The organism is Acidovorax radicis N35 (assembly GCF_000204195.1).
Lineage (GTDB): Bacteria > Pseudomonadota > Gammaproteobacteria > Burkholderiales > Burkholderiaceae_C > Acidovorax > Acidovorax radicis.
This window is the reverse complement of record NZ_AFBG01000022.1, coordinates 287,021-300,274: the sequence shown is the minus strand read 5'-3', so window position 1 is coordinate 300,274 and position 13,254 is coordinate 287,021. Positions and strand designations below refer to the sequence as shown.

11 protein-coding genes are annotated in these 13,254 nt (G+C 61.9%); 7 read left to right on the top strand and 4 right to left on the bottom strand.

Features of this window, described 5'->3' with window-relative positions:
- Window position 1: 1 nt before the first annotated feature.
- Both ARADN35_RS0121480 and ARADN35_RS26695 read left to right on the top strand, forming a co-directional pair.
- Window positions 2-1,801: a terminase large subunit domain-containing protein gene (locus ARADN35_RS0121480; protein WP_100199501.1), complete on the top strand. Its 1,800-nt coding sequence runs from the start codon at window positions 2-4 to the stop codon at window positions 1,799-1,801.
- Window positions 1,801-2,856 (top strand): phage portal protein, encoded by a 1,056-nt coding sequence (locus ARADN35_RS26695; protein WP_010465842.1) that lies wholly within the window; start codon window positions 1,801-1,803, stop codon window positions 2,854-2,856. The genes ARADN35_RS0121480 and ARADN35_RS26695 overlap by 1 nt, the downstream gene beginning before the upstream one ends.
- A gap of 351 nt (window positions 2,857-3,207) precedes the next feature.
- On the opposite strand, the gene ARADN35_RS27545 is transcribed toward ARADN35_RS26695, so the two are convergent.
- The 3 genes from ARADN35_RS27545 to ARADN35_RS0121460 are packed head-to-tail and all read right to left on the bottom strand — an operon-like array spanning window position 3,208 to window position 6,518.
- Window positions 3,208-4,698, bottom strand: coding sequence for a KAP family P-loop NTPase fold protein (locus tag ARADN35_RS27545; RefSeq protein WP_159103205.1), 1,491 nt, complete (start codon window positions 4,696-4,698; stop codon window positions 3,208-3,210).
- A 54-nt stretch (window positions 4,699-4,752) separates the two neighbouring features.
- Window positions 4,753-6,051 carry a Y-family DNA polymerase gene (locus ARADN35_RS0121465; protein WP_010465839.1) on the bottom strand — a complete coding sequence of 433 codons (1,299 nt, stop codon included), beginning with the start codon at window positions 6,049-6,051 and terminating at the stop codon, window positions 4,753-4,755.
- A gap of 20 nt (window positions 6,052-6,071) precedes the next feature.
- Window positions 6,072-6,518 (bottom strand): LexA family protein, encoded by a 447-nt coding sequence (locus ARADN35_RS0121460; RefSeq protein WP_010465837.1) that lies wholly within the window; start codon window positions 6,516-6,518, stop codon window positions 6,072-6,074.
- Window positions 6,519-6,554: 36 nt separating this feature from the next.
- Here ARADN35_RS0121460 and ARADN35_RS0121455 point away from each other — a divergent pair, with 36 nt between their 5' ends.
- Together ARADN35_RS0121455 and ARADN35_RS0121450 are read left to right on the top strand one after the other, a co-directional pair.
- The gene (locus ARADN35_RS0121455) at window positions 6,555-7,250 is read left to right on the top strand and encodes an SOS response-associated peptidase (RefSeq protein WP_010465835.1); all 696 of its coding nucleotides are present in this window, start codon (window positions 6,555-6,557) and stop codon (window positions 7,248-7,250) included.
- 330 nt (window positions 7,251-7,580) lie between these two features.
- Window positions 7,581-7,886: a single-stranded DNA-binding protein gene (locus ARADN35_RS0121450; RefSeq protein WP_010465833.1), complete on the top strand. Its 306-nt coding sequence runs from the start codon at window positions 7,581-7,583 to the stop codon at window positions 7,884-7,886.
- Window positions 7,887-7,935: 49 nt separating this feature from the next.
- Here the strand turns inward: ARADN35_RS0121450 and ARADN35_RS27540 are convergent, their stop codons facing one another.
- Complete coding sequence (locus tag ARADN35_RS27540) at window positions 7,936-8,136, bottom strand: hypothetical protein (protein WP_010465832.1); 201 nt, start codon at window positions 8,134-8,136, stop codon at window positions 7,936-7,938.
- A 617-nt stretch (window positions 8,137-8,753) separates the two neighbouring features.
- Here ARADN35_RS27540 and nirB point away from each other — a divergent pair.
- The 3 genes from nirB (at window position 8,754) to ARADN35_RS0121435 (ending at window position 13,034) form a co-directional block, all read left to right on the top strand.
- On the top strand, window positions 8,754-11,291 hold the full coding sequence (gene nirB, locus ARADN35_RS0121445; protein WP_010465831.1) for a nitrite reductase large subunit NirB: 2,538 nt from the start codon (window positions 8,754-8,756) through the stop codon (window positions 11,289-11,291).
- An 11-nt stretch (window positions 11,292-11,302) separates the two neighbouring features.
- Window positions 11,303-11,659 (top strand): nitrite reductase small subunit NirD, encoded by a 357-nt coding sequence (gene nirD, locus ARADN35_RS0121440; RefSeq protein ID WP_181147573.1) that lies wholly within the window; start codon window positions 11,303-11,305, stop codon window positions 11,657-11,659.
- 61 nt (window positions 11,660-11,720) lie between these two features.
- The gene (locus ARADN35_RS0121435) at window positions 11,721-13,034 is read left to right on the top strand and encodes a nitrate regulatory protein (protein ID WP_010465828.1); all 1,314 of its coding nucleotides are present in this window, start codon (window positions 11,721-11,723) and stop codon (window positions 13,032-13,034) included.
- Window positions 13,035-13,254: the final 220 nt, after the last annotated feature.

Here is a 13,254-nt window from a genome sequence, read left to right as displayed (position 1 = left end):
CATGCCCGCCGAAGCCATCGCCAAAGCCTTGCCCTTTTCAATCCTGCCCGGTGATGGCCTGGCGGCCGACAAGCGCCGCGCGGCGCGGCACCTTTACTGGCAGGGGTGGAAGGTCACAACCATTGCGGCCTATATCGAGGAACCGCGCTCCACCGTGCAGGGGTGGAAGGATGCCGAAGAGTGGGACAAGGCGCAACCCGTGGACCGGGTGGAGGCAGTGATTGAAACCCGCATGGCGCAGCTTGTCATGAAGGACAACAAGACCGGCGGCGACTACAAGGAAATTGACCTGCTGGGCCGCCAGATTGAACGCCTGGCCCGCGTACACAAGTACGAGAAGACGGGCAAGGAAGCGGACCTGAACCCTGCGATCAACCGCCGCAACGACAAGCCCAAGAAGCAGCCCGACCGCAACCACTTCGATGAGAACGAACACCAGCAGTTGCTGGACTGTTTCGCGGGTTCCCTGTTCGGGTATCAGAAGACTTGGCGCGCGGCACACGATCAGCGCACGCGGTTCATTCTCAAGTCGCGGCAGATTGGCGCGACGTGGTACTTCGCCCGGGAGGCCCTGGCCGATGCGCTGGAGACTGGGCGCAATCAAATTTTCTTGTCGGCATCGAAGGCCCAGGCGCACATTTTTAAGCAGTACATCATCGCGTTCGCCAAAGAGGCTTGCGGGGTGGAACTGTCGGGCGATCCCATTGTGTTGAGCAATGGCGCAACGCTGTATTTCCTGGGGACCAATGCGCTGACGGCCCAGGGCTATCACGGCAATTTCTATTTCGATGAGTGCTTTTGGACGCGCAAGTTTGACGAACTCAACAAGGTGGCGTCGGGCATGGCCATGCACAAGCACTGGCGAAAGACCTATTTCTCTACGCCCAGCAGCATCCAGCACCCAGCCTACGCGCTGTGGAGTGGGGACCGCTACAACAGGAAGCGCGCGAAGGCTGACCGCGTCAAGCTGGATCTGTCGCACGCGCACCTGGGCGGCGGCTTCACGGGCGAGGACAAGATTTGGCGCCAAATCGTCACGATCTTGGACGCGATGCACGGCGGGTGCAACTTGTTCGATATCGAGGAACTGCGCCACGAGTACAGCCCCGAGGAATTCGCCAACCTGCTCATGTGCGGGTTCATGGACGACACGTTCAGCATTTTCCCGCTGACTGAGCTGCAGGCCTGCATGGTCGATAGCTGGGTGGAGTGGAGCGACGTGCACCAGCTGGCGATGCGGCCGTTTGGCTATCGCCCTGTGTGGGTCGGGTATGACCCTTCACGCTCTGGCGATTCGGCCGGGCTGGTGGTGCTGGCGCCGCCCGCAACGCCTGGCGGCAAATTCCGTGTGCTCGAAACGCTGCAGTTTCGCGGGCTCGATTTCGAGGCCCAGGCCGACGCCATCAAGAAGATTACGGAGCGCTACAACGTGGCGCATATCGGCATCGACACCACCGGCATGGGCCGTGGCGTGTACGAGCTGGTGAGCAAGTTCTACCCTGCAGCGAAGGCCATCAACTACTCGGTCGAAGTGAAAACCATGCTGGTGCTGAAAGCCAAAAACATCATCAGCAAAGGGCGCCTTGAGTTTGATAACGGCGCTGTGGGCATAGACCTGGCGCAGGCGTTCATGTCCATCAAACGCACCCTGACGGCGAGCGGTAGCCAGGCCACCTACACCGCCGGCCGCACGGAACAGACAGGGCACGCTGATCTGGCATGGGCCTGCATGCACGCCCTCGACAACGAGCCGCTGGAAGGAACCTCCAGCGCCAACCAATCAATCATGGAGATTTTCTGATGACAGCTGGCGACAGCCTGGCCAACACGGCCGCCACCACTACGCCAGCGCCCGGCGAGCGCTCGCAGGTCGAGGCCTTCACCTTCGGCGAGCCTGCGCCAGTGATGCAAGGGGAGATGCTGGACTACGTGGAGAGCTGGATCAATGGGAAGTGGTACGAACCGCCATTGAGCTGGGACGGCCTGGCCAAGTCGTTCCGCGCGAGCCCGCACCATGCGAGTGCGCTCTACGTGAAACGCAACGTGCTGGCCAGCACGTTCATCCCGCACAAGCTGCTGGACCGGGCGACGTTCAGCAAATTCGCGCTGGACTTTCTCACCTTCGGCAATTCGTACCTTGAGCGCCCACGCAATCGCCTGGGCGGGTCGCTGCAGCTGCGGCACTCCCTGGCCAAGTACATGCGGCGCGGTGGCGAGCTGGATAAGTATTTCTTCGTTCAGGGCTACAAGGATGAACACGAATTCAAGCGGGGGGCGGTGTTCCACCTAATGGAGCCTGATGTAAATCAGGAGGTGTACGGCCTGCCCGAGTACCTTGCAGCGCTGCAGTCGGCTTGGCTCAACGAGTCGGCCACCCTGTTCCGGCGCAAGTATTACAACAACGGTTCCCACGCGGGCTTCATCCTGTACCTGTCGGATGCAGCCCAGCAGCAAGGCGACGTGGATGCGCTGCGCGAGGCCCTGAAGAAGAGCAAGGGGCCGGGCAACTTCAAGAACCTGTTCATGCACGCGCCCAACGGCAAGAAGGACGGCATCCAAGTGATTCCACTGTCCGAGGTCGCAGCAAAGGACGAGTTTTTCAACATCAAGAACGTGAGCCGCGACGATCTGCTGGCGGCCCACCGCATCCCGCCTCAGCTCATGGGGGTGGTGCCCAGCAATACCGGCGGGTTCGGTGCCGTGGCCCCAGCTGCCGAGGTGTTCGCACGCAATGAAATCGAGCCGCTGCAGGCCCGGTGTTCCGAGTTGAATAACTGGATAGGCGAGGAGGTGATGCGCTTCACCGAGTACCGCATCAAGTCCACCGACACTAGCGCAGACGGCGGCAGCAAGTAGCCGCGCCCACCCCGATACAGGCCACCCCATGCGGTGGCCTTTTTTGCGCCCATGCGCAGGCGCTCGCCCCATCCACTTCAACCCCCTGTCGGCCCGCCCGAGGCCCCTTGACGGCCCCTTGACGGCCCTGCGGACGCCTCCCCAGGGCTGGCCGGCCCCCGGCCGCCGCACCCCACCCAGCCATCCCGGCGCGCAGTCGAGACCCCGCCGCGCCTGCCCGCTTGATAGACCGTTTCTGCTGACCCTGCCGACACTATGTGGCGCAAGGTGCGGCGCGGCTTCGCGGCCGGTTTTCACAGTCACTTCTGTGACGGGATTTGACGGCTTTTGTTTGAAAACTCTGTCGTTGTTTTAACGGTGCTCCTGGGTTGATAAGTTTCCGGCAAGTCTTATTAAACTGGCATATTTTTTTGTAATTGTATATTCCATTGGCCTGCTTTCATTTATAAGACTTCTCAATATCTCGCCTAGAAATTGCCCATCCTTTAATTCGGCGCTGTTGGAAATTTCAGGAATTGGTTTATTGGATTTTTCGTGGTAAAAGGAAATTATTGAATCCAGTGTAACCGTCTTTTTTACTAAATCGCCACTGCTGTTGTAGAACGGGATTCTGTATTCTTTGTTTTTGAAATTTTGTACTACTATTTTTGAGTCGGAGTGATCTATGAGTTTGTCGATTCCTGTTGGGCTGATGTGTGCATATGCTGCCAAGGCAAATATATAGGCACAGTGAACTGTCTCTGTTTCGGGGATTGATGAAATAGCTCCAACTGCTTGTGCAAAAACTTGTTTTTGACTCCGTAGATCTAAATTGAAGGCTGTTGCGATGTCTGAAAACACCGTGGCAACAGGTAATTCTTGCATGCGTCGCTGCGAGTGGTATTCGTGTATGCCAGGCTCTAATTTTTTTCTGTTTCGAAGCGGACTCTCCTGGAATAAGTATTCACTGTGGGCTAGGTTGTTGGGTGCTGGCAATTTGTATTCAAAATCAAAGAATCTTTTGAGATATCTGTATCCGTCAAAACCTTGTCCGTATACTGATTTTACCGACTCTGATAATTGAATCAAATTTGTACTTACAACGAAACATACTCCTTGAGCGTTAAAAAGGTGCTTTAGTCCTTCTAGAAGCCTGATTGCATAGCTGGGTCTGCATCTATCTAATTCATCTATAAAAATGTATATTGGTAAATTGACTGTATTGCTTTCTTTGAGGTACGTCGTTAGTTGTTCGAGGTCTGTAATGAGTTGGGTTATCGCATTTTTTTGATTTGTGTGGTTTTTGAGTGCTTCTTCAAAGTATTTTTCCAGAGTTTTTTCTGATATTTGTTTTGTGTCTAAGTCGGTGGTTTTTTCTTGATTTTCATCGTTGACTATGTCTGATAAAGCCTCAACACCTTCTTTTGAGATGTAATGCGTTGCGATTGCTTTCCCGGCAGTGAGTGTCGCTGGTCCTATTGCTTTGGCTGCTTGTTTTAGAAATTTTATAGTTTGGTCTGTGATTTTTTTCTTTGATTGAGGGCTGAGCTTCGGTATTTGTTTGGCTAGTGGGCTCAGCGAGTTTTTAATCTCAGCCATAAATCCTAGTAAGGGGTCGTCGCTCAGGTCATTTGTCCATGCGTCAAAATGGATTACAACGTGTTCTCCATTTTTTATGTCTTCGCTCCATCGCTCGATAAAGAACGATTTGCCAGTCCCCCAGTCGCCATCTAAAGCGAACGTCAAAGAAGCTTTCTTGTTTGAGGCTATGTAAGACTCATATTTGCTTTGAATGAGTTTGTACAGAAAATCTCCGGAATCTCTTCTCTGCATCAAATCGTCCGGCCACTGAACAGAATTCATCACTTTTCCTTTCATAGGTGTATAGCTTTACGTAGCCTTCTTCGTTTGCAAATGTTACGCCCGCGCGGTGGGAACGTCCGCCCACCGCGTGGTGTACTGCGGCGTGCGCCTCTCCTGCCTCATCCCCCAGTCCTTGCCCTTGTTGGTGCCGCCCGTGGCGCCTGAATGCACGGTGCCCTTGCCATAGCGCTGATTGAGCGTGTCCAGCGCCACCATCAGCTTGGTCCGGTCCCGCTGGTCTTCTTCCTCCAGGTCTAGTTCACCCTGCAGCACGCAGCCCGGCACCAGGTCCAGCAGCATCACCCCGGCCTTGGCCATCTTGAAGCCGGGCTCATAGATGCGCCGCATGCCAGCAGTGGCGGCCCACACCAGCTTGCCGGTGTCGGCCGTCGGGCGGCGCAGCGGCACCACGATGCTGCGGTTGAATCGGGGTCCGGGTCGGAAAGGGGAGGTGTGGCAGAACACCAGCAGCTGGCTGGCCAGGCTGCCTTGCTTGCGCAGCTTCTCGGCCGCGCGGCTGGCGAACTCGCTCACGGCTTCCACCAGAGGGGGGAGGTCTGTCACCGCCTGGCCGAATGACCGGGTGCAGGCAATCTCTTTTTTGGGCGCCGGTGCGTCATCTAGGTCAATGCACTGCATGCCCTGCAACTCACGCACGGTGCGCTCCAGCACCACGCTCCAGCGCCTACGCACGGTGGCCGGGTCCAGCCGGGCCAGGTCCAGCACGGTATGCACTCCACCTTCATGCAGCTGTGCCGCGATTTTGCGGCCCACGCCCCAGACTTCTTCGACCATCGTGGCGGCCAGCACGTCGTCCAGGTCCTGGGCGGGGAGGGTGGTCAGGTTGCACACTTGGGCCAGCTCGGCGGCGTAGCTGCCCGGTTTACGCTCGGCCGTCTTGGCGATGTGATTGGCCAGCTTCGCCAGTGTCTTGGTCTGTCCGATGCCCACCCCGCAGGGGATGCCCACCCACTGATTGATGCGGTCGCGGATGGCCTGGCTGCGTTTGGTCAGATCGCCCCGCACGCCTTGCAGGCCGATGAATGACTCGTCGATGCTGTAAATCTCCTGCGTGGGACCCAGGCCCGCCGCCAGACTCATCATGCGGTCGCTCATGTCGCCGTACAGCGTGAAGTTCGCACTCAGCGCCACCAGGCCGTGGGTTTCCTCCATGTGTTGGATCTGGAACCACGGCGCCCCCATCTTGATGCCCAGGGCCTTGGCCTCATTGCTGCGGGCGATGGCGCAGCCGTCGTTGTTGCTCAGCACCACCACCGGGCGGCCGTTCAGACTGGGGCGGAACACCCGCTCGCAGCTCACGTAAAAATTATTCCCGTCCACCAGCGCGTACATGCTGGCCTCCATCCATCAGATCAGGTGGGAAACAGCTTCACGCACCCACTCACCACACCCCACACCTCAATGGTCTGGCTGTCGCGGGGGATGATGTCGGGATAGGTGGGGTTGGCTGCGCGCAGCTTGATGCGGCCGGCGCGCTGGTGCAAAAACTTCACCGTGCATTCGCCGTCCACGATGGCCACCACGATGTTGTTGTGCTTGGGCTTGATCGCCCGGTCCACGGCAATGATGCAGCCGTCATCAATGCCCGCGTCGCGCATGGAGTCGCCCCGCACCCGCCAGAAGTAGGTGGCCTGAGGGTGCTTCACCAGCAACTGCATGATGTCCAGCCGCTCCACCACGAAGTCGTCAGCAGGCGATGGAAACCCCGCGCGCACACTCACGCCGCACACAGGCAGAGCGAGCACCTGCACGGCCGCGTCATACGGTACGGGCAGGGGGGAATCCAAAAAGCTGTACATATTCACAGTATAGCCATCTGCTGCCAGAATGTTGCCATGTGTACCTACTACGAGGTCCCCGACCGCGAGCAGCTGGTGCTGCACTTCGGTGACGTGCCCGAGGAAGAGTGGCGCGACAAGATGAGCCCGCTGTACCGGGGGCCGTTTCTGCGGGCCAAGGGCGGGGCAGGGCGCGAGCTGGTAGTAGGGCAATGGGGAATGATCCCGCCGCACTCCAAGACACACATCCCCACCGGCAAGGATGGCAAGCGCCTGAGCACCTTCAACGCCCGGCGGGAAGGCATGGACAAGTCATGGACATATGGCGGCCCATGGCGCAAGGGGCAGCGCTGCATCATCCCCGCCCAGCTGTACGTCGAACCCTACTGGGGGACCAAGAAGCACATCCCCTGGCAGTTCGAGCGCGCCGATGGCGAGCCCTGGGGCCTTGCGGGCCTGTGGAGCGAGTGGACCGACCCAGCCACGGGCGAGGTGCTGCCCAGCTACACCATGATCACGCAGAACTGCGACGACGTGCCGGTGCTCAACCTGATGCACCGGCCGGACCCCAAGCGCGCGCCTGACAAGCAGGACAAGCGCACGGTGGTGCCGCTGGAAAAAGGCGACTGGGATACCTGGCTCCATGGCAACGTGGAGCAAGCTGAAGCCTTAGTTCATTTGCCACAGCTCCAGTGTTTCGTGCATGGCCCACAAGACCCAACGCTAACTGTCGAATTGCCAATACAGAACTGAACAGCGGTTGCGCTGCCCGCGACTGTGTGAGAATCGGAGCAGTTGGGCGCATGGGGCAACTTTGGGGGCAACTCTGATCGCTCGATGCAATTTTGCAAGTATTTATACGGCGTTAGCTGAGGATTTCGAATCCCGCCACGCCGACCATTGATCGCAAAAGCCCAGAACCGAAAGGTTCTGGGCTTTTTTGCTGGTGCCGTGAAATCGGTGCCGTGAATTGCCGTGGTGGCAGGGGGGTGCTCGCCTTCCCTGCGGCTCACCTCAGGTGCCCACAAACAACCGCCCTCGTTGCTACGCGCGCCCAGTGCGTCTTCGGGGTCAAGGACTCGCATGATCGATGGATTGGTGTCAGGGCGCCTGTATGGCGATGCCGAGCAGCGTACCGACAAGACGGGCAAGCTCTTCACCGTGGCCAAGGTGCGCGCCAGCACGGCCGATGGCGAGACGTTGTTCGTGAATGTGATCGCATTTGACGGCGATGTTCGCGCGTCCCTGCACCACTTGCGCGATGGCGATGCGCTGGCCCTCGCCGGTAGCTTGGTGCCCAAGGTCTGGACCGACAAGCAGGGCGTCACCCGGCCTGCGCTGGACATGGTGGCGCATCGGGTGCTCACCGTGGCTGACAACGAGCATTGAGATTCAGCCTCGGCGAGTTGCGCTGACGCCATGGCTGGGGCGGCCCGGATCAGCGAGGTTTTTTGCGGGCAGGCTCGCCTTGCTTGAACCCCAGTGCATGAAGTTCTTCTTCGCTCAGGTGCAGCTCGGTCAATTCGGGTTGCCGCGCTTCGATCGTACGCCGCCGTTCGTAATTGGTGGGAGAGCCTTTTTCCTCTTGCCGGCGGTCCGTGCCGCTGCGCCTTTCGCTTGTGGATCTGCGTTCTGTCATGGTGATGTCTCCGTGGTTGCGGTGGAGCTGGTCTCCTCACGGCTATCTCATCTCGCTGGAGTCTGCCTCCGGATCGCGGGTTTGAAAACAAAAAAATCACCGCAGACGCTCGATCGGGCCCGAAGCGAAGGCCGGGTCCGCCACGGTGAGCCAGCATGAGCTTCCACGCAGTGTGTCTTTCAGGCGTTTCATACCTCCGGTCAACCGCCAAGCATGCGTGCCGCTGCTACTGAACCTGTCTGAAACGGCCCGCTTCAGGTGCTCGCCCTATGTTGGTGAGGCCGTGCACCGCATTGATGCGAGATCGCAGGGCCCACGCAGACAGCCGTGGAGCACGACCTCTCGAAAGCCCACACTGCCCCGGTTCTCAGGCCAATCGCACCCCGGCATGGATATTGCAGTTGGATGGACACCCGCCGGTGAAGCTGCCTGCGGACTGACAACAACCCCTCCGCTAATGATGGCGGAACACCCGAGCGAGCCGCGGCTTATGCAGCCGGCCGCTTGGTAGTTCCAACCCACGCCCGTGGTTCCGCGGAGGGTGCGTTGTGCCGCAAGGCACGGCACATCCTGCACCCCTTGATGCGGTTCCCCGGGTTCTTGCAGGATGAGCAAGCATGAAAATCGTTCTCATTGGCCACGGCATGGTCGGCCACAAGTTCCTCGAAAGCCTGGCCGAGACCGGCATGACCGGCGTCGAAGTCACCGTGCTGTGCGAGGAGCCGCGCCCCGCCTACGACCGGGTGCACCTGTCGGCCTTCTTCAGCGGTACTTCGGCCGACGAGCTTTCCCTGGTCGAGCCCGGCTTCTTCGAGCGCACCGGCTACACGCTGCGCCTGGCGGCGCGGGCCGCATCGGTGGACCGCCGCATCCGCACCGTGACCACGGTGGACGGCGAGGTGCTCCACTACGACAAGCTGGTGCTGGCCACCGGCTCCAACCCCTTCGTGCCCCAGGTGCCGGGGCGCGACCGCGACCACTGCTTCGTCTACCGCACTATCGAAGACCTGGAAGCCATGCAGGCCTCGGGCGCCAAATCCAAGACCGGCGTGGTCGTGGGTGGCGGCCTGCTGGGCCTGGAATGCGCCAAGGCCTTGAGCGACATGGGTCTTGAAACCCACGTGGTCGAGTTCGCCCCCCGGCTCATGGCCGTGCAGGTGGACGAGGGCGGCGGCCGCGTGCTGCGCGCCAAGATCGAGGAACTGGGCGTGCAGGTGCACACCGGCCGCAACACGCAGGAGATCACCGATGGTGCCCGCGCGCGCCACCGCATGGTGTTTGCCGACGGCACCTACCTGGAGACCGACATGATCGTGTTCTCCGCCGGCATTCGCCCGCGGGACGAACTGGCGCGCCAGAGCCTGCTGGCCATCGGCCCGCGCGGTGGCGTGGCCATCGACAGCGCCTGCCGCACCAGCGACCACGATGTCTACGCCATCGGCGAATGCGCCTCGTGGAACGAGCAGACCTTCGGCCTGGTGGCCCCGGGCTACGACATGGCCCGCGTGGCGGCCCGCCACATCGCGGGCGAGACCGACGCCGCCTTTGTCGGCGCCGACATGAGCACCAAGCTCAAGCTCATGGGCGTGGACGTGGCCAGCATCGGCGACGCCCATGGCAAGACCCCGCACAGCCGCACCTGCCAGTACGTGGACGAGCGCCGCCAGATCTACAAGAAGATCGTCATCAGCGAAGACGGCAAGCAGCTGCTGGGTGCCGTGCTGATCGGCGATGCCACCGAGTACGGCACGCTGCTGCAGATGGCGCTCAACGGCATCACCCTGCCCGAGGACCCCGAATTCCTGATCTTCCCGTCCAGCGACGGCAAGGCCAAACCCGGCCTGGGCGTGGACGCGCTGCCCGACACGGCGCAGATCTGCTCGTGCAACAACGTCACCAAAGCCGGCATCTGCGAAGCCGTGGGCAACGGTGCCTGCACCATCGCCGAGATGAAGGCCTGCACCAAGGCCGGCGCGACCTGCGGCGGCTGCGTGCCCCTGGTCACCCAGGTCATGAAGGCCGAGATGGCGCGCCGCGGCATGGCGGTGAACAACCACCTCTGCGAACACTTCGCGTACTCGCGCCAGGAGATCTACCACCTGGTGCGCGTGGGCCAGATCAAGAGCTTCGAGGACCTGCTGGCCCAACACGGCAAGGGCATGGGTTGCGATATCTGCAAGCCCGTGGCGGCCAGCGTGTTCGCCTCGTGCTGGAACGAGTTCGTGCTCAAGAAGGAGCTGGCCGGCCTGCAGGACAGCAACGACTACTACCTGGGCAACATCCAGAAGGACGGCACCTACTCGGTGGTGCCGCGCATGCCCGGCGGCGAGGTCACGCCCGACGGCCTGATCGCCGTGGGCCAGGTGGCCAAGAAGTACGGGCTGTACACCAAGGTCACGGGCGGTGCGCGCGTGGACATGTTCGGTGCGCGGCTGGAGCAGCTGCCGCTGATCTGGGAAGAGCTGATCACGGCCGGTTTCGAATCGGGCCATGCGTACGGCAAGTCGCTGCGCACGGTCAAGAGCTGCGTGGGATCGACCTGGTGCCGCTATGGCGTGGGCGACAGCGTGGGCCTGGCGGTGGAGCTGGAGAACCGCTACAAGGGCCTGCGCGCACCGCACAAGATCAAGTTCGGCGTCTCGGGCTGCACGCGCGAATGCGCCGAGGCGCAGGGCAAGGACATCGGCATCATCGCCACCGAAAAGGGCTGGAACCTCTACATCTGCGGCAACGGCGGCATGAAGCCGCGCCATGCCGAGCTGTTCGCCTCCGACCTGTCCAAGGAAGACCTGGTGCGCATGATCGACCGGGTGCTGATGTTCTACGTGCGCACGGCCGACCGGCTGCAGCGCACCAGCACCTGGCGCGAGAACCTGGAGGGCGGCCTCGACTACCTCAAGGATGTTTTGCAAAAGGACAGCCTGGGCCTGTGCGCCGAGCTCGAATCGCAGATGCAGCACGTGGTGGCCACCTACCAGTGCGAGTGGAAGACGGCCGTGACCGACCCCGAGACGCGCAAGCGCTTCCGCTCGTTCGTGAACAGCGACAAGGCCGACGAGAACGTGCTCTTCGTCGAGGAGCGAGGTCAGATCCGGCCAGCGCGTGCCGAAGAACGTAGTCCCAACAAGGTCATCCCCATCCGCCAAGCCGCTTGAGAGGAAATGACATGAGCGCACTCCCCATGAATAGCACCGACTCCCTTGCCTGGACCGACATCTGCGCGGTCGACGACATCCTGCCCAGCACCGGCGTCTGCGCCCTGGTGGCCGACCGCCATGTGGCGGTGTTCCGCACCGGCAGCGACCAGTTCTTCGCCATCGACAACGTGGACCCCAAGTCGGGTGCCAGCGTGCTCTCGCGCGGGCTGATCGGCAACCTGGGCGAGCGCGTCGTGGTCGCCTCGCCGCTGTACAAGAACCATTTCGACCTGCGCACCGGCGAATGCCTGGAGGCGCCCGAGCATTCGGTGCAGGCGCACGGTGTGCGCGCCGAGGGCGGGCGCATCAGCGTGGCCGTCGCCTGAATGCTGCTGCAGGGGTCGGGCGGGGTTAGCATCTGCGTATCCTGAATCCCGGAGTCACTGCATGCCCGATCTGGCCGCCGCGCCCTTGTCCGTTTCCAGCCTCGTGCTGCGCTCGCGCCAGCTCGAGATCGATGCGGTGCGCCACCTTGCCAGCCGGGCCGCGCTGGTCGACGTGGTCGGGCAGCTGATCGAGGGGCTGCAGCGCGAGCGCGGCGCTTCGGGCGTCTACCTGGCCTCCAAGGCCCAGCGCTTTGCCGACCTGCGGGGGCGCATCGTGCAGGAGGTCGTGGCGCTGGAGGCCCAGCTGCGCGGGGAATTCGCCCAGCATGTCGAGCCTGCGCAGGGCGCCACAGCCAAGGCCCTGTCGCTGATGGCCTGGGCGCTGCTGGGCCTCGATGCACTGCCCGCCTTGCGCAGCCAGATCGACAAGCAGGCGATGACCGCCCACGATTCGATTGCCGCGTTCAGCCACCTGATCGCCGGGCTGGTCGAGCTGGTCTTCCACGTGGCCGATGCGGCCGGGCTGCCCAGCGTCTCGCGCCAGCTCGTGGCCCTGGTGCATCTGGTACAGGCGCAGGAAGAGGCGGGGCAGGAACGGGCCATGGGCGCGCTGCTGTTCGCCTCGGGCCAGGGCAGCGACGCCCACCAGCAGCGCGTGCTGCACCTGATCGATGCCCAGGAGCGCAGCCTGCGCGCCTTTGCCGAGTTTGCCGATGCGGCCCTGCGCACCCGCTGGGAGCAGCAGCAACTGGCCCCCGGCATGGCCCAGCTGGAGCGGCTGCGGCGCACGCTGTGCGTGGTGCGGCCGGGTGCCGCGCTCGACAGCAACCTCAGCGACGCCTGGTTCGACGTGTGCACCGAGCGCATCACGGCCCTGTGGCAGTTGCAGGTGGACTTGGTGCAGCGCCTGCGCGAGGACTGTGCGGCGCACATCGTGCAGGCCCAGCAGGACCTGCAGGACTCCAAGGGCCTGCTGCGCGGCCTGCGCGACAACCCGCCGCAGCGCACGCACGCGGTGGACCGCTTCTTCGACATCGCCATCGCGCCGACCGCGGTGGAACAGTCGGCAGCGGGAGCGCAGGGGGCCGAATCGGCCTCGCTGCTGGAGCTGCTGCAGGCTCAGTCGGCGCGCATGGCCAGCATGGAAGCCGAGCTCGAAGCAGCGCGCCGCACGCTCAACGAGCGCAAGGTGATCGAGCGTGCCAAGGGCGTGCTGATGGCCCGGCTGGGCATGAACGAGGAAGTCGCCTTTCGCGTGCTGCAAAAGACCTCGATGGACCAGAACCGGCGCCTGCTCGATGTGGCCGAGGCCACGCTATCCCTGCCGGACCTGGCATTCGCCCACCCAGACCGCAAGGGCGACAAGCCCGCCTGACCCAGGCTGGTGCCCGGCCTGCACTGATGTGAGGCCGACGCCGCACCATGCCCCCGGAACGTGCGCGGTTTGCGGGAATGTCCCCGGCCTGGGCTGCCCCAACAAGGGTACGGAACTTGCAAGGAAGGTGGTGGAGGGCGGGCTGATGGTGGCCTGCCAGCCATCTGTCTGCGGCTCGCCGCAGACAAAGGAATCGCGCTTCCAAGGATAACGGCGTCCC

Bases quoted from the DNA above. Each gene is read 5' to 3' on its own strand.
- ARADN35_RS0121480 (WP_100199501.1), top strand. From the start codon at position 2: ATGCCCGCCGAAGCCATCGCCAAAGCCTTGCCCTTTTCAATCCTGCCC.
- ARADN35_RS26695 (WP_010465842.1), top strand. From the start codon at position 1,801: ATGACAGCTGGCGACAGCCTGGCCAACACGGCCGCCACCACTACGCCA.
- ARADN35_RS27545 (WP_159103205.1), bottom strand. From the start codon at position 4,698: ATGAATTCTGTTCAGTGGCCGGACGATTTGATGCAGAGAAGAGATTCC.
- ARADN35_RS0121465 (WP_010465839.1), bottom strand. From the start codon at position 6,051: ATGTACGCGCTGGTGGACGGGAATAATTTTTACGTGAGCTGCGAGCGG.
- ARADN35_RS0121460 (WP_010465837.1), bottom strand. From the start codon at position 6,518: ATGTACAGCTTTTTGGATTCCCCCCTGCCCGTACCGTATGACGCGGCC.
- ARADN35_RS0121455 (WP_010465835.1), top strand. From the start codon at position 6,555: ATGTGTACCTACTACGAGGTCCCCGACCGCGAGCAGCTGGTGCTGCAC.
- ARADN35_RS0121450 (WP_010465833.1), top strand. From the start codon at position 7,581: ATGATCGATGGATTGGTGTCAGGGCGCCTGTATGGCGATGCCGAGCAG.
- ARADN35_RS27540 (WP_010465832.1), bottom strand. From the start codon at position 8,136: ATGACAGAACGCAGATCCACAAGCGAAAGGCGCAGCGGCACGGACCGC.
- nirB (WP_010465831.1), top strand. From the start codon at position 8,754: ATGAAAATCGTTCTCATTGGCCACGGCATGGTCGGCCACAAGTTCCTC.
- nirD (WP_181147573.1), top strand. From the start codon at position 11,303: ATGAGCGCACTCCCCATGAATAGCACCGACTCCCTTGCCTGGACCGAC.
- ARADN35_RS0121435 (WP_010465828.1), top strand. From the start codon at position 11,721: ATGCCCGATCTGGCCGCCGCGCCCTTGTCCGTTTCCAGCCTCGTGCTG.